21 protein-coding genes are annotated in these 23,329 nt (G+C 57.5%); 20 read left to right on the forward strand and 1 reads right to left on the reverse strand.

Translation table 11 applies throughout. The features are described 5' to 3' along the window. Window positions 1–14: 14 nt before the first annotated feature. A complete protein-coding gene (locus GOB94_RS15270) occupies window positions 15–1,148 on the reverse strand; it encodes a hydrogenase small subunit (protein ID WP_182276704.1) in 1,134 nt (377 codons plus the stop codon). 386 nt (window positions 1,149–1,534) lie between these two features. Between GOB94_RS15270 and GOB94_RS15275 the strand changes: the two genes are divergently transcribed. The 20 genes from GOB94_RS15275 (at window position 1,535) to GOB94_RS15370 (ending at window position 23,318) form a co-directional block, all read left to right on the forward strand. Next, the gene (locus GOB94_RS15275) at window positions 1,535–2,425 is read left to right on the forward strand and encodes a fatty acid desaturase (RefSeq protein WP_182276705.1); all 891 of its coding nucleotides are present in this window, start codon (window positions 1,535–1,537) and stop codon (window positions 2,423–2,425) included. A gap of 43 nt (window positions 2,426–2,468) precedes the next feature. After that, window positions 2,469–2,834, forward strand: a complete 366-nt coding sequence (locus GOB94_RS15280; RefSeq protein ID WP_182276706.1) for a DoxX family protein — start codon at window positions 2,469–2,471, stop codon at window positions 2,832–2,834. Between the two features lie 228 nt (window positions 2,835–3,062). Next, window positions 3,063–4,778, forward strand: a complete 1,716-nt coding sequence (locus GOB94_RS15285; RefSeq protein WP_182276707.1) for a nickel-dependent hydrogenase large subunit — start codon at window positions 3,063–3,065, stop codon at window positions 4,776–4,778. A 125-nt stretch (window positions 4,779–4,903) separates the two neighbouring features. After that, a complete protein-coding gene (locus GOB94_RS15290) occupies window positions 4,904–5,377 on the forward strand; it encodes a hydrogenase maturation protease (protein WP_220464945.1) in 474 nt (157 codons plus the stop codon). Window positions 5,378–5,388: 11 nt separating this feature from the next. Further along, the gene (locus tag GOB94_RS15295) at window positions 5,389–5,679 is read left to right on the forward strand and encodes a HypC/HybG/HupF family hydrogenase formation chaperone (RefSeq protein WP_182276709.1); all 291 of its coding nucleotides are present in this window, start codon (window positions 5,389–5,391) and stop codon (window positions 5,677–5,679) included. After that, window positions 5,663–6,766 carry a hydrogenase formation protein HypD gene (gene hypD, locus GOB94_RS15300; protein WP_182276710.1) on the forward strand — a complete coding sequence of 368 codons (1,104 nt, stop codon included), beginning with the start codon at window positions 5,663–5,665 and terminating at the stop codon, window positions 6,764–6,766. Before GOB94_RS15295 ends, hypD begins: the two co-directional genes overlap by 17 nt. Further along, complete coding sequence (gene hypE, locus GOB94_RS15305; protein WP_182276711.1) at window positions 6,763–7,803, forward strand: hydrogenase expression/formation protein HypE; 1,041 nt, start codon at window positions 6,763–6,765, stop codon at window positions 7,801–7,803. Before hypD ends, hypE begins: the two co-directional genes overlap by 4 nt. Window positions 7,804–7,807: 4 nt before the next feature. After that, window positions 7,808–8,155, forward strand: coding sequence for a hydrogenase maturation nickel metallochaperone HypA (locus tag GOB94_RS15310; RefSeq protein WP_182276712.1), 348 nt, complete (start codon window positions 7,808–7,810; stop codon window positions 8,153–8,155). Next, window positions 8,152–8,832, forward strand: coding sequence for a hydrogenase nickel incorporation protein HypB (gene hypB, locus GOB94_RS15315; RefSeq protein WP_182276713.1), 681 nt, complete (start codon window positions 8,152–8,154; stop codon window positions 8,830–8,832). Before GOB94_RS15310 ends, hypB begins: the two co-directional genes overlap by 4 nt. 64 nt (window positions 8,833–8,896) lie before the next feature. Beyond that, window positions 8,897–11,116, forward strand: coding sequence for a carbamoyltransferase HypF (gene hypF / locus GOB94_RS15320; RefSeq protein ID WP_255484437.1), 2,220 nt, complete (start codon window positions 8,897–8,899; stop codon window positions 11,114–11,116). Between the two features lie 250 nt (window positions 11,117–11,366). After that, entirely contained in the window at window positions 11,367–12,308 is a 942-nt protein-coding gene (locus tag GOB94_RS15325) for a DmsE family decaheme c-type cytochrome (protein ID WP_182276715.1), read from the forward strand. A gap of 12 nt (window positions 12,309–12,320) precedes the next feature. Beyond that, window positions 12,321–14,570 (forward strand): hypothetical protein, encoded by a 2,250-nt coding sequence (locus tag GOB94_RS15330; protein WP_182276716.1) that lies wholly within the window; start codon window positions 12,321–12,323, stop codon window positions 14,568–14,570. A gap of 46 nt (window positions 14,571–14,616) precedes the next feature. Further along, the gene (locus tag GOB94_RS15335) at window positions 14,617–14,943 is read left to right on the forward strand and encodes a cytochrome c (protein WP_182276717.1); all 327 of its coding nucleotides are present in this window, start codon (window positions 14,617–14,619) and stop codon (window positions 14,941–14,943) included. A gap of 69 nt (window positions 14,944–15,012) precedes the next feature. Continuing rightward, the gene (locus GOB94_RS15340; RefSeq protein ID WP_182276718.1) at window positions 15,013–15,333 is read left to right on the forward strand and encodes a cytochrome c; all 321 of its coding nucleotides are present in this window, start codon (window positions 15,013–15,015) and stop codon (window positions 15,331–15,333) included. 11 nt (window positions 15,334–15,344) lie between these two features. Next, entirely contained in the window at window positions 15,345–16,775 is a 1,431-nt protein-coding gene (locus tag GOB94_RS15345; protein WP_182276719.1) for a NapC/NirT family cytochrome c, read from the forward strand. 225 nt (window positions 16,776–17,000) lie between these two features. Continuing rightward, entirely contained in the window at window positions 17,001–17,591 is a 591-nt protein-coding gene (locus GOB94_RS15350; protein WP_182276720.1) for a nitroreductase family protein, read from the forward strand. Window positions 17,592–17,944: 353 nt separating this feature from the next. Further along, the gene (gene adhP, locus GOB94_RS15355; protein WP_182276721.1) at window positions 17,945–18,979 is read left to right on the forward strand and encodes an alcohol dehydrogenase AdhP; all 1,035 of its coding nucleotides are present in this window, start codon (window positions 17,945–17,947) and stop codon (window positions 18,977–18,979) included. Window positions 18,980–19,133: 154 nt separating this feature from the next. Continuing rightward, window positions 19,134–20,501: an NAD-dependent succinate-semialdehyde dehydrogenase gene (locus GOB94_RS15360; protein WP_182276722.1), complete on the forward strand. Its 1,368-nt coding sequence runs from the start codon at window positions 19,134–19,136 to the stop codon at window positions 20,499–20,501. Between the two features lie 104 nt (window positions 20,502–20,605). Then, on the forward strand, window positions 20,606–21,655 hold the full coding sequence (locus GOB94_RS15365) for an alkene reductase (protein ID WP_275943221.1): 1,050 nt from the start codon (window positions 20,606–20,608) through the stop codon (window positions 21,653–21,655). Window positions 21,656–21,719: 64 nt separating this feature from the next. Beyond that, window positions 21,720–23,318, forward strand: a complete 1,599-nt coding sequence (locus tag GOB94_RS15370) for an oleate hydratase (RefSeq protein WP_182276724.1) — start codon at window positions 21,720–21,722, stop codon at window positions 23,316–23,318. The last annotated feature ends 11 nt before the right edge of the window (window positions 23,319–23,329 follow it).

Here is a 23,329-nt window from a genome sequence, read left to right on the forward strand (position 1 = left end):
GCATCCGCCGTGGCTTATGCGCTTCCGCCAGCATTGAGATCCGGCGGCGGATTCTCTTCAGCCCGCACATTCTTTGCTCTGGTCTTGTCTCGCACAATATTGCCGGCCACCTGAGCCAGCATCGCGATACCGACCGCCGCGGTGCCGCCCCATCCAATCTCCTCTGCCAGGACGTCCACGCCAAATCCAGGGACCTTCGGCAATCGATCGTAAAACGGTGATTTTGTATCCCAGAAGCGAGGTGAGGCGCAGGCGATGCAGCCATGACCGGCCTTTACGGGCCAGCTAGTTCCTTCGTTCCAGCGAACGGTTGGACAGTTGTACGTCGCTTCAGGACCTTTGCAGCCCATCTTGTAAAGGCACCAGCCTTTGCGATGCCCCTCGTCTCCCCACTCCTCGACATACCGGCCTGCGTCATAATGGGCGCGGCGCTCGCACTGGTCGTGGATGATATCGCCATAGGCGAACAAAGGACGGTGATATTGGTCGAGAGCCGGGAGATCATGGAAGGTCAGGTAATGAACGAGCACTGCGGCGGTGTTGGCGGGATTGTGGGGGCAGCCACCCAGATTCACCAGGTTTTTGATACCGGGGACTGCTTCCGCGAGACCCACCGCTCCGGTCGGATTTGGGCTTGCGCGAACGATTCCGCCGTCCCAGGCGCAGGCGCCGACGGCGATATTGATGGCGGCGTTGGAACAAACGCGGGTAGCAATGTCGAGCGCCGTTTTGCCTCCGATTGTGCAGTGCACCCCATCCTCCGCCATCGGGATAGAACCTTCGATGACAGCGATATATTCGCCCTTATGATCGCGCATCACCCGTTCCAGTGTCTCTTCGGCCCGTTTGCCGGCTCCGGCCATGATCAGTTCGTGATACTCCCAGGAGAGAAGCTCGAGTACAAAGTCTCCGACGGAAGGATACCCCGATCGCAACATGGATTCAGAGTTGCCCGCGCAATCCTGAAACTCCAGCCAGACCAGAACGGGACGAGTTGTTTGATCGAGCGCCTTTACGACGGCGTGCAGGTAGCGAGGTGGCAATGCCAGGGTCGCGACCATCGTGCTGCAGAATTTTACAAACTGCCGCCTGGAGATACCCCGCGCCTCGAGAGCCGAACGCAGCTCGATTTCAGGTAGTGCATTCATCCTCGATCCTCCGAATGTTGCCAGATCTGTGCCGTGTCGCTGGATCTATCTCTGCTGCATCGCCGAATGGATGGCTGGAAATCGTTCAAGACCATTCCGCTCAAGTGAACACACGAAATTCCTGCTGGACCTTGTGCAGTGTGACGCTTCTCGATGAGAAGAGAGGGTAGGGAAGCCAAGCGCCGCCAGTGAGAGCGTTCTGTTCCGAGCATGAGGAGGAACCTCCTTTTGGATCTGGCAGAGTATTGCGTTACTCGAGTAGCGAGTAGCAAGGCTGGCGACATTATTGATCTTCCATCGCGTCCGGCGCTGTGATAGGCGTCACATACCAAAACAAATTTCACTGCTATAGATAGAGCGTGTCCTAACTCAACGTGGGGGAAGCGATGGCGCAGCGTGCGTGGAGGGGATGGACCGCAGACCGTCAGCATCTTTCGGAGAAGAGCAGAACTTTTATCGGGGATCAACCTGGACCCTCGCCGTTGCCAGTTGTCTTTCACGACCCAAGGCTTAAGTCCGTTGAGTGGCGTGATCTGGTGACTGTGCATCGTCTGGAGGTCTTCGCCGAGCCTCTCTTGCCCGCGGCGTGGCTTGCCGTCTCGCTGGTCCTAGCAGGGTTCGGGCACTATGTCATCGCGCTTGGGTGCTCGTTCTTTTTCTTTCTGACAGGTCTGCGGCTTGTCCACAATGCCTTTCACTCCGCGCTCGGATTGTCTCGCCGAACCACGGACACGGTGCTCTGGATCATGAGCCTGGTCATGCTCGGCTCGATGCACGCAGTGCAGTTCAACCATCTGCGCCACCACAAGCTCAACTTGAGCGAAGGCGATGTGGAAGGACGGAGTGCGGAGATGCCGGCGTGGCGCGCGCTGCTCTATGGGCCGATATTTCCTGTTCTCTTGCACGCGACTGCGCTCCGCTATGGCAACAAAAGATTGCGCAGAATCGTCTGGGGTGAACTATTGTTGAGCGCGTTCTGGATCGTGTTGGTCTTCGGCGTCTTGCATAGCAGTGTCCTGCGGTATCACGTGAGCGCTATGCTGGTCGGTCAATGCATGACTGCCTTCTTCGCAGTGTGGACCGTCCATCACCATTGCGATCGGACGCACCATCTGGCGCGAACGCTACATAATCGCATCAAGAACGCCCTCACGTTCAACATGTTCCTGCACATCGAGCATCATCTCTTTCCGCGTGTGCCAACCTGCCATCTGCCGGAACTCTCCCGCCGCATCGACCTCGTGGCGCCGGACCTGAGAAGCAAAATCGTTTTTTAAAGGACAGCGTCTTGCCATTGTCACCATGAGGGAGTCTGTGCGTATGCATTTGCCTTTTCCGCTTGTATTGCTGGGACGAATACTCTTCGTCAGTTATTTCATCGCGATGGGCATGAGCCATCTCCTCAACTTTCGCGAACATTCCGCGCTGCTCAAGCGGAAAGGCGTGCCGTTGCCACGGGCGGCCACCGTCCTGACTGTCGTGATGATGGTCACGGGCGGTCTCTTCGTGCTTTTCGACTGGCATGATTGGATCGGGCCGGCCTTGCTCTTCGGCATTATCTTTCCAGCTCCGTTCTTCCTCCATCGATTCTGGAACGAAACCGATTCGTATTTGCGGCTTAGTGAGTTTGCGCACATGTTGAAGGACCTTTCGCTCGCCGGCGCAGCCATCCTGCTGTTGCGTTGAACAGTGGATGGTGCACGAAGAGCGTCTGAAGCTACCAACAAAATCAACTGGGATGTGACAGGAATCACATACAAAAGGATCTTCGCAGGAATACATTTCTCACTAGCGTCACATGGCAATACCCACTGGAGTCTTCGAAGATCACCAGAGTGAAGTGCGCCTCGTCTCTCAACCCACTTCGCTGGAGTGGATAAGCCGGCAGGATCTGCGGAGAAGTAGGAGTAAAAGATGGCACGTGTTGTGGTTGATCCTGTGACGCGGATTGAAGGCCACCTTCGCATCGAGGTCGAGGTCGAGGGTAATAAGGTCACCGACGCCTGGAGTTCAGGGACGATGTTCCGGGGAATCGAGCAGATCCTGCGAGGACGGGATCCGCGCGAGGCCTGGATATGGGCTCAGCGCATCTGCGGTGTATGCACGACCGTGCATGCGCTGGCATCGGTACGAGCGGTCGAGGACGCGCTCGGAATCGAGGTGCCGGAAAACGCGAACATCGTTCGCAACATCATTGCCGGCACGCAGAACGTTCACGACCACATCATCCACTTCTATCACTTGCACGCGCTGGACTGGGTGGATGTAACCCTCGCGCTGAAAGCCGATCCGGCGAAGACCTCTCAGATCGCGCAATCCATCTCCGACTGGCCGAAGTCGAGCGCGACCTACTTCAAAGGGGTGCAGGACCGGGTCAAGGCCTTGGTCGCGAGCAATCAACTCAGCCTCTTCAGCAGTGGAGACTGGGGGCATCCGGCATACAAGTTGCCGCCCGAGGTAAACCTGCTCGCGGTCGCACACTACATCGAAGCGCTGGATGTGCAGCGGGAATTCGCCCGCGTGCAGGCTGTTCTCGGCGGCAAGAATCCGCATCCGCAGACGTATTTGGTTGGCGGCATGGCGACAGCCATGGATGGAAATGAACCGGATGCGGTGATCAACCCCGAACGCATCACGCTTCTCAACCAGCTGATCACGAATGCTCGGGCCTTCGTGCAGCAGGTCTATATGCCTGACGTGCTGGCCATCGCCGGCTTCTACAAGGAATGGTTCCAGTACGGGCAAGGCATTGGCAATTACATGGTCTACGGGGATTACGCCAATGGCAGTGTCAAAGACCCGGCCGGATTCATGATTCCGCGCGGGATTATTCGCGGGCGCGATCTCTCGACCGTGCATCCTCTCGATCCCCAGCACGTCTCGGAGTTCGTGACGCACTCCTGGTACACCTACACAGAAGGGGATCTGGTGGCGAAACACCCATCGCAAGGGGAAACCAATCCTCGGTACAGTGGGCCGAAACCGCCTTTTGAGTTTCTGAACACGGATGCAAAATACTCTTGGGTGAAATCGCCCCGGTACGACGGCGTGCCGATGGAGGTGGGTCCTCTGGCGAGAACGCTAGTCGCATACGCGTCCGGCGATGACCAGGTTAAGAAAATCGTCGATGCTGCGCTCGCGAAGCTCAGCCTGCCGCCGTCTGCTCTCTATTCCACCATGGGACGCATTGCGGCGCGGGCGATCGAGGCAGAGATTATGGTAGGTCGTCTTTCCGGCTGGGTCGCCCAGCTGGACGACAACATGTCTCATGGAGATGTCGTTATTCACAACGGACAGAAGTGGAATCCGAATAGCTGGCCGAAGTCCTGTCAGGGCTTCGGGTTCCACGAGGCGCCGCGGGGTTCGCTGGGGCATTGGGTTGAGATCGAGAATAAAAAGATTGTGAACTATCAAGCAGTCGTTCCTTCGACCTGGAATGCTGGGCCTCGCGACGCACAGGGCCAGCGAGGAGCGTACGAGTCTGCGCTCCTAGGCACGCCCTTGATCGACCCCGAGAGACCGTTGGAAGTTCTCCGTACGGTGCACTCCTTTGATCCGTGCATGGCCTGCGCCGTGCATGTGGTGCAGGCGAATGGAGACAACTACGGCAGGAAAGCGCTGGTGATCTGATGAATGGCTTGGAGACGCATGGCAACATTCGCCCACTTGATCTCTTCTCAGGATCTTCTGGGGGAGTACGGACGATGAGCTGCACGGAACCCCTCCAAATCCGTGTTCTGGGCCTCGGGAACCTGATGCGCACCGATGACGCGATTGGTATGCTCGCCGCACGCCGGCTGGCGGACGACGATCGGTTTCCACAGGGGATCGAAGTGATCGAAGGCGGAACGCTCGGCCTCGACCTCTTGCACGCCGTCCATGGCATCTCGCACCTGTTGGTGATGGATGCAGTCGATAGTGGTGTCGCCCCGGGAACGGTGACGCAATTTTCCGGTGATGAACTTGCGGGGCTGCCCACATCCAAGAGCGTTCACCTTCTCGGATTCGCAGACCTGATGGATGTCCTGCGCCTGATGGGAGCTTCTCCGATTGAGGTGGTTCTTTTGGGCGTACAGCCTGATTCTACGGATTGGGGAACGGAACTCACTCCAGCGATTGCGACTGCGCAGACTGACCTAGTCGAAGCTGCGTTCCGACAGATCACACAGTGGGGGGAAGAGATCCGTGCGTTCAGCGCCTTAGCGAGTCTGTCCTTGGCCGCATTATAGGGAGGTGTTCGATGTGCCTTGCCATTCCCGGAAAAGTCATCTCGATCGGAACCGAAAACGCTCTGCGTATCGGGCGCGTGCAGTTCGCCGGCGTAGTGCAGCCCGTATCTCTCGACTTTGTTCCGGAGGTTGTCGTCGGGGATTACGTGATGGTGCACGTTGGCTTTGCCATCAGCCGCGTGGACGCGGAAGAAGCCGAACAGACCTATCGGGCATTGGAACAGATGGGGATGCTCGAGGGCGAGCTCCCACCGGGCGAAGAGGCTGAAGACGCGGAGGGTTACCATGAAGTACGTGGATGAATACCGCGACAACCAGCTGGCGCAGGGCCTGCTGCGGGAGATTAGACAAAAGACGACCCGGCCCTGGGTCTTGATGGAGATCTGCGGGGGACAGACCCACACCATCATGCGTTATGGGCTGGATGAATTACTTCCGTCTTGGATCGAGCTGGTGCATGGCCCGGGCTGTCCGGTATGCGTTACGCCGGCGAGCATTCTCGATCGCGCCATTGAGCTTGCGCAACGCGATGACGTGATCCTGGTCTCCTATGGAGACTTGCTGCGTGTTCCCGGCACAAAGACAGACCTCTTCTCCGCAAAGGCACGCGGCGCAGACGTGCGCATGGTCTATTCGCCGCTCGATGCGCTGAGAGTTGCGCGGCTTTATCCAGATCGCAAGGTGGTCTTCCTGGCTGTCGGGTTTGAGACCACCGCTCCCGCGAACGCCATGGCCGTATACCAGGCGCATCGCGAGAGACTGGATAACTTCTTTCTGCTCGCCTCCCACGTTCTTGTGCCTCCGGCGATCCGTGGTTTGGCGGCTTCGCCCGACAACCGCGTGCAGGGCTTTATTGCGCCGGGACATGTCTGTACGATCGTCGGCTGCGCGGACTATGCGGATCTCGTGCAGGAGTTCCATGTGCCGATCGTCGTCGGTGGATTTGAGCCGGTCGATCTGTTACAAGCCATTCTCGCGCTGGTGACCATGCTTGAGGAAGGCCGGCCCGCGTTCGCCAATGAGTATGCCCGTTCCGTGAGCTATCGCGGGAATCTCGAGGCGCAGCGCATCCTTGGAGAGATCTTCGAAGTTGCGGATCAGTCTTGGCGCGGCCTCGGAGAGATTCCCCAAAGCGGTCTCCGGCTGCGCGAGAAGTTTGCCGCCTGGGACGCGGACAAAGTCTTCGATCTGAATGTACTCCCGGTAGAGGCGCCTTCGGTTTGCATCAGCGCGGAGATACTCAAAGGCTTGAAAAAGCCGACCGACTGTTCTGCATTTGGCACGGTCTGCACACCAGCCAGTCCGCTCGGCGCACCGATGGTCTCTTCCGAAGGCGCATGTTCTGCGTATTACCAGTACCGTCGGCACAGCTTGGTGGCTATCCAATGAGTCCCCTAAACTGTCCTCTCCCTATTGTTGATAAAGAGACCGTCCTGCTGGGGCATGGCGGCGGCGGCAAGCTTTCAGCCGATCTGTTCCGAGACGTATTTCTTCCTGCATTCAGCAACTCTATCCTCGGCAGGGCCGATGACCAGGCGATCCTCGACCTAGGTAGTGCAAGGCTCGCATTTACGACAGACTCTTTCGTCGTCAAACCGCTCTTCTTCCGTGGCGGCGACATCGGTTCCCTCGCCGTTCATGGCACTGTGAACGATCTTGCGGTAGGCGGCGCGACGCCGCTCTTTCTTAGCGCCGCGTTCATCCTTGAGGAAGGATTTCCCCTTGAGAGCTTGCGTAAGGTGGTCGCCTCGATGCGGGAAGCTGCCCTGCAGGCCGGCGTGCAGATCGTCACCGGCGATACGAAAGTAGTCGAAAAGGGCAGCTGTGACGGCTTATTCATCAATACGGCCGGAATCGGGCTCGTAGCAACCACGTTGCCCCTGTCGGCTGACCAGGCGAAACCTGGAGATCTGGTATTGCTCAGCGGACCGATAGGAGACCACGGTATTGCGATCCTTGCGGAACGGGAAGGGCTCTCCTTCGAGACGGACATTGTGAGCGATTCCGCGTCATTGCATTCGCTCGTCGCAGAGATGTTGGCGACCGGAGCGACGATTCGTTGCATGCGCGATCCGACTCGCGGCGGTGTCGCCAGCTCCTGCAATGAGATCGCACAAAGCTCCAGAGTCGGGATCCAGCTAGAAGAAAGAGCCATTCCGGTTCGGGATGAGGTCCGCGGGGCCTGCGAGTTGCTGGGATTAGATCCTCTCTACATTGCGAACGAGGGCAAGCTATTGGCGATCAGTGCTCCCGAAGATGCCGGTCAACTGTTGGCTGCAATGCAACGGCATCCCCTGGGCAGGGAAGCCAGCATCATTGGCAGGGTCACGAGCGAAAATCCTGGTTTGCTCACCATGCGCACAGCACTGGGCGCCGTCAGGATCGTGGACATGCTCGCCAACGATCCGTTGCCACGGATTTGCTGACGCTATGCATGAGATTGGGATTGCCAACTCGATCATCGAAGCCGGCCAGACAGAAGCCGCACGCGTCGCAGGATCGAAGTTGGTTCGTGTCGGTATCCGGATCGGGGCGCTCGCCGGAGTGGATTGCGATGCATTGCGCTTTGCCCTCACTGCTCTTACCCAAGGCACGGAGCTGGATGACGTCGATTTCGAAATTCAGAGCTGTCCGCGGCGCAACCGCTGTCTGGACTGCGACGAGGTGTTCGTAACCGCTCTCTACAGCGATCCCTGCTCCCGTTGCGGCTCGGAGACGTCGGTATTGGTTGGTGGTGAAGAGTTGGATCTGGCTTACGTTGAAGTGGAGGAACCATGACCGTCATCCCGGTGGAAAAGAAAGTGCTAAGTGAGAATCAGCGCATTGCCGCGTCTCTGCGGGATCGTTTTGAAGACCATGGAACGCTATGCCTCAATCTCATTAGTTCACCGGGTTCAGGGAAGACGACGCTGCTTGAACAGACGCTTGGCGGTTTCCGCCCGGAAGAACGAGTCGCCGTTCTGACTGGCGACTTGCAGACGGAGAACGACGCCAAACGTCTGGCCCGCTATGGCTTCCCGGTGCAGCAGATCACGACAGGAGGCGTCTGCCATCTCGACGGCAAGATGATCGAACGCGCTCTGGAGCGCTGGTCGCTCGATGCCATCGACCTGCTGTTTATTGAGAACGTGGGCAATCTGGTCTGCCCATCGAGTTATGACCTTGGAGAGGAGGCGAAGATCGTTCTCTTGAGTGTTACCGAAGGCGAGGACAAGCCTCTCAAGTATCCGTCTATCTTTGCCAAGTCGGAGCTGCTCGTATTGACTAAGGTCGATCTATTGCCACACGTCCCCTTCAAGATGGAGGAGGCTCGAGCCAACGCCCGGCTGGTCCATCCAGGCATTGAGATTCTCGAACTATCCTGCGCGACTGGCCAGGGGCTTGAGGAGTGGCGGACCTGCCTATCTCGCCGCCGCGAAACCGCGCTACAGCGCATTTGCGCCGCAAGGGCATAGCGTGAAGGCGCGCAGAAAGATATTCGTCTGTGGCAGGGTGCAAGGGGTTGGATTTCGGCCGCATGTGTATCGTTTAGCAAACCGCTATGGACTTACCGGGCAGGTGAAGAACACTGGCTCCGGCGTGGCCATTGAGGTACAGGGTTCGCAGGCGGCTTTCGGCAAATTTCTCGAGGCACTTCGGTCCGAAGCACCACCACTCGCGCGGATAACCTCCGTGTCAGTGGAAGAAGCCGCATTCTTGCCTGAGACTGTCTTTGCCATTGTTAGTAGTCATAGCGGTGGGCATGGGGATACGCTGATTGCGCCAGATGCAGCCACTTGCGTTGACTGCCTCCGCGAACTGTTCGACCCGGCAGATCGTCGCTACCTCTATCCCTTCATCAACTGCACGAACTGCGGACCGCGGTTTACGATCCTGCGGCGCGTTCCCTATGACCGGCCCAATACCTCGATGGCGGCGTTTCCCATGTGCCGTGATTGCAGGGCCGAGTATGACGATCCACTTAGCCGCCGCTTTCACGCACAGGCGAATGCCTGCTGGAAGTGCGGCCCACAGCTTACATTGATGGATGCAAAGGCAGATGTCGTTGTTGGCGATCCGCTCGACCGAGCAATCGAGTTTCTCAGGGCAGGCCGCATCGTCGCCATCAAGGGGCTCGGTGGATTCCATCTTTCCGTGGACGCAACCAATGCGGTGGCCATAGCGACGTTGCGACGACGGAAGAGGCGCTTTGAAAAACCGCTTGCAGTGATGGTGCCTGACCTGCTTCATGCGGAACAGTTTTGCTTAGTCAGTCCAGAGGACCGTGCCACACTCGTTTCAGTGGAGCGCGCGATTGTGCTGATGCACGCTCGCGGAGACTCACGTCTTCCCAATACGATCGCTCCGGGAATTCCCGATCTTGGAATCTTCCTCCCGTACACCCCCGTGCACCACCTGATCTTCGCGCGTGGAAACTTCGCCGCGTTGGTCATGACCAGTGCCAACTTGAGCGAAGAGCCCATATGTATCGATAACGATGAAGCTACTGCACGACTTCGGGGCGTCGCCGACCTCTTCCTCGTTCACAATCGGGATATTCTGCTGCGCTGCGATGATTCCGTGGTTCGAAGTATTCAGGGACGGACGACCGTTCTGCGCCGTTCGCGAGGCTACGTTCCCACACCTGTTCGTCTGAAGGCGGAACTACCGCCGGTTCTTGCGGTCGGAGGAGAGCTGAAGAATGCTGTTTGCATGACGAAGGGGAGGGAGGCGTTTCTCGGGCAACACATCGGCGATCTAGAGAACCTCGCGGCCTATCGCTCTTTTGAAGAGTCGATGTCTCACCTCCAAGACATCCTGGAATGGAAACCTACGGCGATCGCTCACGATCTTCATTCTGGCTACCTCTCTACCGGATGGGCTTTGAAGCAAAAGGACGTCCAGATCGTGGCCGTGCAGCACCATCACGCGCACGTGGCCAGTTGCATGGCCGAGAACCATCTCACCGGCCCGGTGATTGGCGTTGTGCTCGATGGGACGGGCTATGGGACGGATGGCCACGTCTGGGGCGGGGAAGTTCTGGTCGCGGACTTCGATGGGTTCAGGCGGGCAGCCCACCTCGAATACGTATCGATGCCGGGAGGTGCGCAAGCCGTTCAGGAGCCGTGGCGAATGGCGGTTGCTCACTTGCATCATGCTGGGGTAAACCGTCTTGACGCAGCGATTCCATTCCTAGAAGGGGTCTCTGTTCATCAGATGAAAGTAGTACGGCGCATGGTGGAATGTCGTATTCGATCTCCCCTGACCTCGAGCTGCGGCAGGCTCTTCGACGCCGTTGCGGCGTTGATCGGCCTGCGCACGAAGGTGAACTTTGAAGCCCAGGCCGCGATCGAGCTCGAAGCATGTTGCTCAGACGGTATCGACATCGATAAATACCGTTTCGCAATCAAAGAAGACGAGTGCTTTGAGATCGGAACAGGTTTACTGTTCGAGCAAATCGTCGACGATCTCAAACGAGGCGTCTCACGGGAGACGATCAGCAGGCGATTTCACCAAGGGCTCACAAGCACGCTCGCCGATGTGGTTCTCAGGATCTCTCGAGAAACCGGGGTTGAGCAAGTCTGTTTGAGCGGAGGTTGCTTTCTCAATAAGCCCCTCAGGGTTGGGCTCGAAGGCTCCCTGAGGCGGCGCGGCCTAAGTGTGCACACCCAGTCTCAAGTGCCGTGCGGTGATGGTGGATTGAGTCTCGGGCAAGCTGCGATTGCCGCTCATAGGGTCCTACGATCCGGTGGGCATTGAACGGACACAACGGCGTGTCGAGAAGCCGATAAGTGATTCCGCTATCCGGCGTATTCGCGCTCGGTCTCACTGGCTTCCCCGGAGGATAGTTACTGTCGTGAAAATTTATCCTCGACTGTGACACGCATCACAGCGAAAAGAAGGGGGCCATTCTATGCTTGCTCAACTCGAACAAGTACTCGACGGAAGACGGAACATGTAGCACATTGGCGAACAAAAATCTGTGCGGACTCTTTCCGTAGGTGGCTGAATGAAGCGATTCCTCGTATGTGTGGCGCTGATTGCGCTGATACCCTGCCTCTGGGAAACGGGATCAGTCGACGCTGCGAGCGGGAAGAAGCAGCGGGCCACTTTGACTCAAAAGATGGCCGCCCCCAATTCTGCTGACTTCGTTGGGTCGGAGACCTGTGCCACGTGCCACGCGGATGTTGCTAACAGATTCAGCACGAATCCGCACTCCCGTCTGGCCTTGATGCATAACGGTAAGGGGGCGACCTGCGAGAGTTGCCATGGGCCGGGCAAGGCTCACGTCGACAGTGGTGGCGACATCACAAAGATATTTCGGTTCAGCCAGGCGTCTGCTCAGCAGATCGACGCTACATGCTTAGGTTGTCATGAAGGAGCCCATCCCGACTTCGAGCGCTCACCCCATGGCAAGGCCGGCCTAAGCTGCACCAGCTGCCACAGTGTGCACAGCTTTGCGAGTGAGGCGAGTCTGCTCAAGGTTTCGCAGCCGACGCTCTGCTATACCTGCCACACCGACGTCAAACCGGCATTCGCGCAACCCTTTCACCATAAAGTGGATGAGGGTCTGATGCAGTGCAGCGATTGCCATGACCCGCATGGCACATTCGAGGACAAGCAGCTCAAGTCCACTCCGGATCAAAACGCTGTCTGCACCAAGTGCCACACGGAAACGGCGGGGCCGTTTGTCTACGAGCATCCAGTGATCAAGACCGAAGGCTGCACCACGTGTCACTCTCCGCACGGGTCGCCAAACGCGCGTCTCCTGAATGTCAGCAACATCAACACACTTTGCCTGCAGTGCCATTCGGGAACGAACATGGGCGCATTTCCACATGCAGTCTCACCAACAGGCCCCGTCCACAACCAGGCAGCGCAATATGTTGCCTGCACAAACTGCCACACACAGATCCATGGCTCGAATGCGAGCCCGCAGTTCTTCAAGTGAGCAGGGAACGCCATGACCTTTATTTGCCTCGATTGGGTGCCCGATGAACTTATTTCCCGAACACGCGTTCTGCGTATTGCGGGGTTAATAGGACTCGTATTTCTGCTGCTGACCGCCATCGGCGCCTGTGCGCAGAGCGGAGATGTTCCGAAAGGGGTGGTGAAGGACGGCTATACAATTCACCAAACCACCGAATTGGGCGGCCATATCGCCGAGCAGGCTGGAAGTGCAGCCATGTACGATACTCTGGTCAATCTCCAGACAGGTCCGCGCGTTCTCGGCCAAACGTACGAGATGCATGCTCTTCCGGGTACGAAGCATCCTTTGTTCGATACGCTGTTCGCTGCTAGTAACGGTTACGGTGGCGACCCGAACAACTTTGTGACGCTCCGCATATCCAAAGGGAAACTCTATGACTTTCAGGGCCTCTTCCGCCGCGACCGTCAATACATGGACTACGACTTGTTCGACAACCCGCTGGTTCCGGCAGGAGTGACGTCGAACGGCTATACGTTCCCGCAGGTCGAGAACTCTCCGCATCTCTTCAATACAGTCCGGCGAATGACAGACGTGAACCTGACCCTCCTCCCACTGTCGAAGGTCAGCTTCCGGGCGGGGTATTCGCAGAACCTCAGCGAGGGACCGAGTTACAGCTCCATCCATATGGGAACCGAAGCCCAATTGCTGCAGAATTGGCGCAACAATACGGACAGTTGGACGGGCGCAGTGGATTGGAAGCCCATCGCGAGAACGCAATTGACCTTTGAAGAGCACATAAGTCACTACAAAGGCGACACCAACTGGCGGCTCGCCGGACTGAACCTCCAACTCTCGAACGGAACCCCGGTCAGCATCGGTTTTGACAACACCTCTGTTCCAAGCTGCACCGGTGGAGCGCCGATTGTCAGCAGCATAACGACACCGGCAACCGCGAATGCGGGATGTAACGGATATCTCCAGTACTCTCGAGATGAACCAACGCGTACATTGTTTCCGACCGAAGAGTTCCGGTTTCAGAGCGCCTCGATTAAGAATATTCGGATGAACGGCCTTATTCGCTACACAGGGGCGAATATGAACCTGCCCAACTACAGCGAATACTTCAGCGGGCTCGAATCCAGGACGACGCTGCGTGCGGCTACCACCACAGGTTACTCGACGGCAAAACGAGTGAACGTCTCGGCCGACTATGGGTTCGTGTGGCAGGTCACCGGAAAGTTCAGCCTGTCGGATCAGTACGATTTCTGGGATTTTCGCCAACCAGCGTACAACTCCTTGTCCGAGGTCGACCAATCCGGCGCCTCCATGCTGGCCGCGCCCGGCGCACCTCAGGCACCCGCCGTTACTTCCGCCAGCGCCTTCCTCGGGCAAAAAACCGAGACTAACACGGTGACTGCGGCATGGCAGGCCTCTCCAGAGGCCAGCATTTCCCTCGGCTATCGCTACCGCTCTCGCGCCATCGACCGTTCTTCGACCGCAGTGACAGACGCTTTACCAAACGGTACCGCGTATACGCTGGATATCCACGAGAACGGAGGGATTCTGGGATTCACCTTGCGACCAACGCCGAGGTGGCGGGTGAACGGAGGTATTGAAGCCTCTTACGCCGATAAGACCTACACCCAGATCAGTCCGCGAGCGCTCCAGCACTATCAGGTCCGCGCCAGTTACAAGCCAAAGGATTGGGCCACGATCTCGGGTGCTTTCAACGACCTTGAACGGCGTAACAATGTTCAATATGTCGACCACCTGGACCACAGCCGGAGCGTGACCTTTGGCGCGTCCCTGATGCCGAATGTTCACTATGGAGTCGAACTCAACTACGGCTATGTCGATTTCTTTTCACGAACCGATTTGTGCTACACCGCAACACCAGTCCCCTCGGGGGCGGTCGGCGTTCCTTCGGGGACAGGATGTGGGACCAATACTTATCTGGGCAATGGCTACTATGACGCTCCCACCCAGTATGGGGCAATCGGCATCACCCTCGCGCCGGTAACGAAGTTACGCTCCAGCGTGGGATACCGCATGAGTGCCATAAGCGGCACTACGGAGTTCCTCAATCCACGTCAGGTTTCCGGCTCGCTCCAGTCCCAGTACCAGTCTCCTTATGCCAACGTCGCCTGGACGGTCCATCCGGGATGGATATGGAGGGGCGACTGGAATTACTACGGCTACGGAGAAGGTGGCCCCATCGGGCCGACATCGCCCAGAGCGTTTCATAGCAATGTCGTCACGCTCGGGATGCACTATGAGTTCTGATCGTCTGCGGCAGCAGGACGCAACCAATTCGAAAGGAAATGGAACCTTGACGCATCGCATCCAGACCGCACTCATCGCCATCGTGGCGGCCGCATCGACCGTGGCAGCGGGGTTGGCGCAGGCACCCGGAGCCAACACATACAGAACCAAGTGCGCGATGTGCCATGCCGCCGACGGCAGCGGGAACATGCCGGCAGGAAAGGCGACGGCCACGCCGTCATTCAAATTTCCAGTGATGCTCAAGATGTCGGACGCCGATTTCATCGGGTACACAAAGAATGGGAAGGGGAAGATGCCAGCATACTCGAGCAAGCTGACAGAAACAGAGATCAAAGACGTGGTCGGTTACATCCGCACACTGCAGAGGAAGTAGATACACGAAGAGACAGGACCGGTCGTTCTCGCGGTTCGAGACACAACGAAGTGGAAAAGGAGATCCATCGTGACGAATCAATTCAAACTTGCCCTTATCGGCATCGTCGTGGCATTGACGGCGAGCACTGCTCTTGCACAGAGCTCAGGAGCCGACAACTACAAGTCGAAGTGCGCGATGTGTCACGCGGCCGATGGTTCGGGAAATACCCCGGCCGGAAAAGCCATGAAGGCGGTGCCGTTTAGCTCGCCCGATCTTGTCAAGGCCTCCGACGCGGACCTGATTGCCGCAACGAAGAATGGAAAAGGGAAGATGCCTGCGTATTCGGGCAAACTCACTGACCCGCAGATCAAGGATTTGATCGCCTACATTCGCACGTTGCAGAAGTAATAGAGGTAGAGATGGCAGACCTGGATACATTCAAGAAGAACTGGCTCCGGCCCTTCCTCTTCTATGGGAATAACCGCATAAGCCTCATCGGTGGGGCGCTTACCAGCGCTTCCGCCCTCGTCTTGATTGGGTTCTGGGTCGTCGATATCTTCGGGCATGGAGGTTCCGATAACCCCTATCTGGGGATCATCTTCGACCTGGTCCTTCCCGGAGTCTTTATCTTCGGCCTCATTCTCATCCCGATCGGAATGCTGTGGAGACAAAGGCATCTTAAGGCGATCGGCCAGGTTCCTTCGATCTATCCGGAGATCGATCTTCACGATCCGGTGTTCCGGCATGGCATCGACTTTGTGATCGTTGCCACATTCATCAACTTTGTGATCGTGGGCACCGCAACTTATCGTGGTGTTGCTTACATGGACACGCCAAATTTCTGCGGCCAGGCATGCCATGTCATGGCCCCGGAGTGGAGCGCCTACCCCGTCTCCGATCATTCCGGCGTCGCTTGTACGCAATGCCATATCGCGGCGGGGATCCCAGGGTTTATCCACGCCAAGGTCAACGGGACCAAGCAACTTGTGATGGTTGTGGCCCACAACTATCCCACACCGATTATGGCGGGAGATAAGCTTCCGCCCGCAAGTACGACCTGTCTCAACTGCCACAACGCAGATCATTACATCGGGGATAAGCTCCTGGTGACGACCTCCTATGGTGACGACGAGAAGAACTCGATGACCCGTTCGCTCGTAATGATGTATGTGGGAGGCAAAGACCAGTTCGGGCATCTGAGCGGTATTCACGGCGCGCATCTTGGAAAGATCGAATATATCGCCACGGATTCGAATCATCAGGTAATTCCATGGGTCGGCAAGACGAACGACGATGGCTCTGTTACCGAGTTCATTTCTACCGACGCAAAGGGGCCGATTGCGGGGCAAAAACATGTCATGGACTGCATCGACTGCCACAACCGTGCAGCCCATTCCTTCGACACCCCAGAACAAGCGCTGAACAAGGACATGGCGGCGGGCAGTCCGAATGCGTCCTTGCCCTTCGTCCATAAGGAGAGTCTCGTTCTTCTCAAAGCAGCCTATAGTTCCCAGGAAGACGCGAACTCCAAAATCACCTCAGGCCTCAAGAACTTTTATCGATCGCAGTACCCGGCTGTCTGGAGCGGACAACACGCACAGATTGATCGGGCCGCGCAGACGCTAGCCGTTATCTACAGCAGAAATGTCTTCCCTTTCATGAAGGTCACGTGGGGTACGCATCCCAATAATATTGGGCACAACGACTCTCCGGGGTGCTTCCGCTGCCACGATGGCAGTCACAATACAAAGGCTGGGAAGAGTATCACCAACGACTGCTCGACCTGCCATAGCTTGCTCGCCGTCGATGAGCCCAAACCGAAACTATTAGCTGACCTCGGGATCCAATGATTTGCTAGGATCGCGCACCATCTTGGTCTGTCCATAGGCGCGCATGAGGACGACTCCCCGATAGCAGAAAGACAAGAAGGAGGGGCCCCCGCTGTGACCTCTGTCACAGCGGGGATTCCCCTGAGTGATGTAGGGTTTCGTGAATCGAACTCTTGCGAGACGTTCAAACTCGGCTGATTCATTCAGACTGACCGACGACATCCTCGCTGCGTAGTGGAGAAAGTCATGGAATTTAGAGAAGCTCTACAAAACAGGCGTTCGGTACGCAGCTATCAGGATGCGGCGCTGGAACCTTCCATCATCCAGGCCCTCATCGACGCCGCCATTCTCGCACCGAGCGCGGTCAACACGCAGCCCTGGGAGTTCTGGGTCGTGCTGGGACGCGACCGGATCAATAGCCTCTCCGACAGAGCGAAAAGCTGGTTGCTCGAGAAGGTGGCACACGATCCCACGGCCGGCGCGGTCGATCAGCGCCAACATCTCTCTGATCCGGGACTCTCGCTGCTGTATTACGCCCCGGTGTTGATGTTGGTAGTCGCAAAGTCGTTTGAGAAGCAGGCCAACGAGGATTCCTGTCTGGCGGCGTTTGCCTTGATGCTGGCGGCGCGCGATGCAGGAATCGGAACCTGCTGGATCGGTTCTGCGCGCCCATGGTTCAATCTGCCGGCGACGAAGAAGGAACTCGGGATTCCGGAATCCGATTGTGTCGTCGCTCCGATCGTGATGGGCTATCCGAAAGCTTGGCCTGAGGGGTACAGCCGCAGACCGGCGACGATTCACTGGGTGGGTAAGCCTTCCGATAAAGGCAATCACTGAAGGTCATGGATGAGTTGCATCATCCACGGAGTGGGAACCGGATTGGGCGATGGGGTTCGTCGATTTAGTTCAGCGGTTTTTGAGTTCCCCAAGTGGGCTGAGCCTGCTGCCATCTCAAGCCTGGGGCTCCAGTCTTCTTCGAACTATCCCCGGAATGCGTGACGCTGCTGCTGGTCCAGAGGCAAGAGTAACAACAGTTCTCTGTACCACCGTGACGGCCATCACTGCGCGATAGTCGGCAAACGTCAATAGTACAGACTAGGACGTTACGCAACGAGCCGTTCACGCAACTCCAAACGGGAAGCATAGTTCGTAGGTGCCGTTTCGGACTCGACAAGGAAAGAGATACGAAAATGGCAAAGACAATGAAGGCAGCGGTAGCGAGAGAATTCGGTAAACCCCTCATGATCGAAGAGGTCGAGATTCCCGAAGTTGGACCCGGACAAGCGCTTCTCAAAGTGATCTCCACCGGCGTATGTCACACCGATCTTCATGCGGTCACCGGCGACTGGCCGGTCAAGCCCAGTCCTCCGTTCATTCCCGGCCACGAGGGAGTCGGATACGTGGCAGCCGTCGGCACGGGGGTCAGTATTGTGAAAGAAGGCGACCGCATCGGCGTTCCATGGCTTTACAGTGCATGCGGTCACTGCGAGTTCTGTCTGACGGGCTGGGAAACCCTGTGCAAGGCTCAGAAGAACGCAGGGTATTCGGTCAATGGCAGCTTCGCCGAGTACGTCTTGGTCGATCCGAACTATGTGGGACATATACCGGACAACCTGGAATTCACCCCCGTCGCACCCATCCTTTGTGCTGGGGTGACCGTTTATAAAGGCCTTAAGCAGACCGAAGCTCGTCCCGGCCAATGGGTCGTTATCTCCGGCGTTGGTGGCTTAGGACATCTCGCGGTTCAATATGCCAAGGCCATGGGGCTGCATGTAGCAGCTGTCGATATCGCGGCGGACAAGTTGGAACTCGCAAAATCGTTGGGCGCCGATATCGTCGTGAACGCGCTGGAACCGGATGCCGCCAAGCGCATCCTCAAGGAGACCGATGGCGGCGCTCACGGGGTGCTGGTCACCGCGGTTTCGCCGAAGGCGTTCGCTTTGGGCGTGGATCTGCTGCGTCGCCACGGCACGATGGCTCTTTGCGGGCTACCACCTGGAGACTTCCCGCTTTCGATCTTTGACATGGTTCTCAACGGCAAGACAGTTCGAGGCTCCATCGTTGGAACGCGCTCCGATCTCGCCGAATGCCTTGCCTTCGCGGCCGAAGGCAAGGTCAAAGTAACGTATACGACTGCGCCGCTCGAGGATATCAACCATATCTTCGACCAGATGAAGGCCGGCAAAATCGATGGACGCATCGTGATGGAAATCGCGAAGGCATAACGCATCGCAGGCCCCCATCACAAATGGTCCGCGATATCGAGCTAGAACCTGAGGTTGATGGAGATGAGTCTGGGGCCAATGCGTCAGACTCATCTCTGAACTGCCTGCTTCCGGCAGATAACGTACGACGAACGATGAAGGAGATCGAGTTTCAATGGCTTACCAGACAATCAATCCGTACACCGAAGAGTTCGTGAAGGCGTTTCCGGAGCACACTGACGAACAGCTGGAAGCAGTCCTTGCGCAGGCTCGGGAGACCTTTCAGAACGCCTGGAGTCTCAGGCCGCTGGCGGAGCGTAAAGCTATCGTCAAGAAGGCGGCTTCGATCATGCGCGAGAAGCGCGACGAATTTGCAAAGCCCATCACACTCGAGATGGGCAAGCTCTTTCGCGAAGCGCAGGGCGAGGTCGATCTGAGCGCCGATATCCTCGACTATTATGCGGACAACGCCGAGAAATTCCTGGTTCCCGAAAAGCTGGCGGTCGATGAGGGCGAGGCCGTTGTCGAGAATGCGCCGCTGGGAGTCATCTTCTGCATTGAGCCGTGGAACTTTCCCTACTACCAGTTGGCGCGGGTTGCTGGGCCGAACCTGATGGTGGGCAATACGCTGGTCGTCAAGCATGCGCCCAATGTTCCCCAATGCGCGCTGGCGTTTGAAAAGCTGCTCCTCGACGCGGGCGCTCCAGCGGGCGCCTACACGAATGTGTTTCTGTCCAACGAACAGGCCGCAGCGGCGGTTGCGGACAAGCGCGTCAAAGGAGTGGCTCTGACTGGGAGCGAGCGAGCCGGCGCAGCGGTCGCATCTGAAGCTGGCAACGCGCTCAAGAAGAGCACCATGGAACTTGGTGGAAGTGACGCCTTTATCGTGCTGGATGATGCGGACATGGACACAGCAGTGAAATGGGGTCTGTGGGGGCGCATGAACAACACCGGCCAATGCTGCGTCGCCGCGAAACGGTTCATCCTCGACGAGAAGATCGCCGATACCTTTCTGGACCGCTTCAAGAAGGAGTTGGAGAAACTGGTTCCGGGCGATCCTATGGACGCGAACACGACGATGGGACCGCTCTGCACGGTAGGCGCTCTCAATCTTGTTCAGAAGCAGATCAGAGATGCGATTCAGGGCGGTGCAAGGGTGATGATGGGTGGAAAGCGCCTCGGCAGGCCAGGATACTTTCTGGAGCCCACCATTCTGACCGACATCAAAGCGGATAACCCAGCTTACTATCAGGAGTTTTTCGCTCCGGTGGCTCTCATCTTCCGCGTCAAGAACGAGGAAGAGGCTGTCAAACTGGCGAATGATTCTCCCTATGGGCTCGGGGGTTCGGTGATCACCAAGGACATTGAACGCGGCAAGCGGATCGCACGGCAGATCGAGACAGGCATGGTCTTTATCAATCGAGCGACGTGGACCGCGCCCGATCTTCCGTTCGGTGGGGTTAAGAACTCCGGCTACGGCCGGGAGCTCTCGGATCTTGGTATCGGAGAATTTGTGAACAAGAAACTGATCCGTGTGGCCTGATCGGAGGCGTCGGGTTTCGGGGAGAAGATATGTCACAGCGGAGTACGGAACTACTGTTCTCACACTACAAGCTCGGATGCCTGGATCTTCCAAACAGGATTGTCATGGCACCACTGACCAGGAGTCGCGCCGCGGAGGGCGGAGTTCCCACCCCTCTTATGGCGGAATATTATGCGCAACGCGTCTCGGCGGGTCTCATCATCGCAGAGGCGACGCAGATTTGCGCCGAAGGGCAGGGTTACGAGGGTACACCTGGGATCTATACCGGGCCGCAGATTGCAGGATGGGAGTTGCTCACACATGCCGTGCATACCTGTGGCGGCAGAATCTTTCTTCAACTCTGGCATGTCGGGCGCATTTCGCATACGTCATTGCAGCCTGGCGGCCGCGCCCCGGTGGCGCCGTCTGCGCTTCGCGCGAAGGCGCAGACGTTCATCGGTGGGCGGTATGTCGACGTCTCCGAGCCCCGGGCGCTCGAAGGCAATGAGATCCCAGAGATTGTGGAGGCCTACGTGCTGGCGACTCGCAACGCATTATGGGCGGGATTCGATGGGGTTGAAGTGCATGCCGCGAATGGATATTTAATCGATCAATTTCTGCGCGATGGATCAAACATGAGGACCGACGAGTATGGAGGGTCGATTGAGAACCGTGCCCGCTTTCTTGCAGAGATCGTGCAGGGAGTGATCGCGGAAGCGGGGGAGGATCGGGTCGGTGTGAGGATCGCGCCCGTGAGCGCGGTCAACGATGCTCATGACAGCCAGCCGGAGAAGCTCTTCACCCACGTAGTGGAGGTTCTTGATCGTCTCAAACCGGCCTACCTCCATGTGATCGAGGGGCAGACGGAAGGACCCAGGGACTTTGATCCCAGCTTCGACTTTGCGGCTCTGCGCAAGCAATTTCATGGAACCTATATAGCGAACAATGGTTACACCGTTGAGCTAGCTGCCGAAAGTATCGCCGCCGGAACCGCCGACCTGGTCGCGTTCGGGAGACCCTTTATCGCAAATCCAGACCTGGTGGAACGGTTTCGTGCGCATGCGCCACTTGGTTCGACCGACGCGACAACGCTTTACGGCGGCGGCGCGAAAGGCTATACAGATTACCCGGCATTGAGCGACACCAGATGTCATGTCACCTCGGGCATCGCCTGAACCTAGTTCCGTGCCCCAGCTAAGAGGCATCATCTGCCCCATCCATGCGAGAGATGTGAGTCCCATGGCTACAAGACGAGCCGACAGTAGTTCCGCAATTTATCTGATTGGAGGCGGCATCGCCTCGCTCGCCGCAGCCGCGTTCTTCATCCGTGATGGGGACATCCTGGGCAGGGACATCACGATCCTGGAGGAATCGGGCAAGACCGGCGGAAGCCTTGACGCAGCCGGAAGTCCGGAAGAGGGTTATGTTATGCGGGGAGGCCGCATGATCGAGAGCAAATATCTTTGCACCTTCGACCTGTTCTCCTCGATTCCGGGCGTCGACGAGCGCAAGACCGTCACCCAGGAGATCTTCGAATGGAACGAGGTGATGAAGACTTCGTCCAAAGCTAGACTGTTCCGCGATGGCCACAGGGTCACGGCCCCGGGGTTCGGATTGACAGAACGGCATATTCTGGCGATCGAGCGACTGGGTCTGAAGTCGGAGGCGTTGCTGGGAAGAGCTAGCATTTCAGAGCAATTCGATCCGTCGTTCTTTGAAACCGATTTCTGGTTCATGTGGTGCACGACGTTCGCCTTCCAGCCCTGGCACAGCGCGGTTGAGTTCAAGCGGTATCTGTTGCGCTTCACCCACATGGTTTCGGGCTTCAACACCCTGGGCGGGATCATGCGAACCGTCTACAACCAATACGACTCGATGGTGCGTCCTCTTAAAAAATGGCTGGTGGAGCGTGGCGTTCGGTTTGAGTTTGACACTCGTGTCACCGATCTTGATCTCTGTTATGACGCTTCGGGTTATGCGGTCGAGCTCATCGTCTTCGAACGCGCCGGGCATCGGGATGAGATAAGGGTAGGTCAGAAGGACTGCGTCGTGGTTACGTTGGGCTCTATGACCGAGGCGTCCAGCCTAGGCTCGATGGATTCGGCTCCGCCGCTGAGAGGGAAATCGGACGGCGGTTCCTGGATGCTGTGGGAGAAGATCGCCGCGACCCAGCCGCAGTTTGGTCGTCCCGCTAATTTTAGCGACCACATTGATGAATCGAAATGGGTCTCCTTCACCGCGACCCTGCACGACCCAACCTTCTTTCGCCTTATCCGGGACCTGACCGGAAACGTGCCCGGGGAGGGCGGACTCATCACCTTTCAGGAGTCCAGTTGGTTAGTATCGATCGTATTGCCTCACCAGCCTCACTTCATCGGCCAGCCGGAGAACGTAGAGGTCCTCTGGGGCTATGGTCTGTTGGTGGACAAGCCGGGCGACTTCGTCAAGAAGCCGATGTCGACGTGTACCGGCAGGGAGATTCTGACAGAGATTCTAGGGCACCTGAGAATTCAGGCGGAAGCACCCAGGATCCTTGAGACCTGCATCTGTATCCCGTGCATGATGCCGTTCGTGACCAGCCAATTTCTGCGTCGCGCGAAGGGCGACCGACCGGCAGTGGTCCCGGCTCGATCGAAGAACCTTGCCTTTATCGGGCAATTTTGCGAATTGCCGGACGATGTGGTCTTCACCGTCGAATACTCCGTTCGCTCCGCGCAAACGGCCGCATATTCTTTACTCGGGCTCAAACGAGCACCGCCAGCTGTCTACAAGGGACAACACAAGCCGCGCGTTTTACTGGAGGCCTTCCGGGCGCTACATAGTAAGAAAGAATCGTGAAACCCCTTGGA

The sequence above is a fragment of the Granulicella sp. 5B5 genome (genome assembly GCF_014083945.1).
GTDB lineage: Bacteria > Acidobacteriota > Terriglobia > Terriglobales > Acidobacteriaceae > Granulicella.

What these genes read in the sequence shown, in the direction of transcription:
- GOB94_RS15345 (WP_182276719.1), top strand. Translation starts at nt 15,345, where the DNA reads ATGGCAGACCTGGATACATTCAAGAAGAACTGGCTCCGGCCCTTCCTC.
- GOB94_RS15365 (WP_275943221.1), top strand. Translation starts at nt 20,606, where the DNA reads ATGGCACCACTGACCAGGAGTCGCGCCGCGGAGGGCGGAGTTCCCACC.
- GOB94_RS15290 (WP_220464945.1), top strand. Translation starts at nt 4,904, where the DNA reads ATGCGCACCGATGACGCGATTGGTATGCTCGCCGCACGCCGGCTGGCG.
- hypE (WP_182276711.1), top strand. Translation starts at nt 6,763, where the DNA reads ATGAGTCCCCTAAACTGTCCTCTCCCTATTGTTGATAAAGAGACCGTC.
- GOB94_RS15350 (WP_182276720.1), top strand. Translation starts at nt 17,001, where the DNA reads ATGGAATTTAGAGAAGCTCTACAAAACAGGCGTTCGGTACGCAGCTAT.
- GOB94_RS15285 (WP_182276707.1), top strand. Translation starts at nt 3,063, where the DNA reads ATGGCACGTGTTGTGGTTGATCCTGTGACGCGGATTGAAGGCCACCTT.
- GOB94_RS15270 (WP_182276704.1), bottom strand. Translation starts at nt 1,148, where the DNA reads ATGAATGCACTACCTGAAATCGAGCTGCGTTCGGCTCTCGAGGCGCGG.
- GOB94_RS15325 (WP_182276715.1), top strand. Translation starts at nt 11,367, where the DNA reads ATGAAGCGATTCCTCGTATGTGTGGCGCTGATTGCGCTGATACCCTGC.
- GOB94_RS15275 (WP_182276705.1), top strand. Translation starts at nt 1,535, where the DNA reads ATGGCGCAGCGTGCGTGGAGGGGATGGACCGCAGACCGTCAGCATCTT.
- hypB (WP_182276713.1), top strand. Translation starts at nt 8,152, where the DNA reads ATGACCGTCATCCCGGTGGAAAAGAAAGTGCTAAGTGAGAATCAGCGC.
- GOB94_RS15310 (WP_182276712.1), top strand. Translation starts at nt 7,808, where the DNA reads ATGCATGAGATTGGGATTGCCAACTCGATCATCGAAGCCGGCCAGACA.
- adhP (WP_182276721.1), top strand. Translation starts at nt 17,945, where the DNA reads ATGGCAAAGACAATGAAGGCAGCGGTAGCGAGAGAATTCGGTAAACCC.
- GOB94_RS15280 (WP_182276706.1), top strand. Translation starts at nt 2,469, where the DNA reads ATGCATTTGCCTTTTCCGCTTGTATTGCTGGGACGAATACTCTTCGTC.
- GOB94_RS15370 (WP_182276724.1), top strand. Translation starts at nt 21,720, where the DNA reads ATGGCTACAAGACGAGCCGACAGTAGTTCCGCAATTTATCTGATTGGA.
- GOB94_RS15360 (WP_182276722.1), top strand. Translation starts at nt 19,134, where the DNA reads ATGGCTTACCAGACAATCAATCCGTACACCGAAGAGTTCGTGAAGGCG.
- GOB94_RS15295 (WP_182276709.1), top strand. Translation starts at nt 5,389, where the DNA reads ATGTGCCTTGCCATTCCCGGAAAAGTCATCTCGATCGGAACCGAAAAC.
- GOB94_RS15330 (WP_182276716.1), top strand. Translation starts at nt 12,321, where the DNA reads ATGACCTTTATTTGCCTCGATTGGGTGCCCGATGAACTTATTTCCCGA.
- hypD (WP_182276710.1), top strand. Translation starts at nt 5,663, where the DNA reads ATGAAGTACGTGGATGAATACCGCGACAACCAGCTGGCGCAGGGCCTG.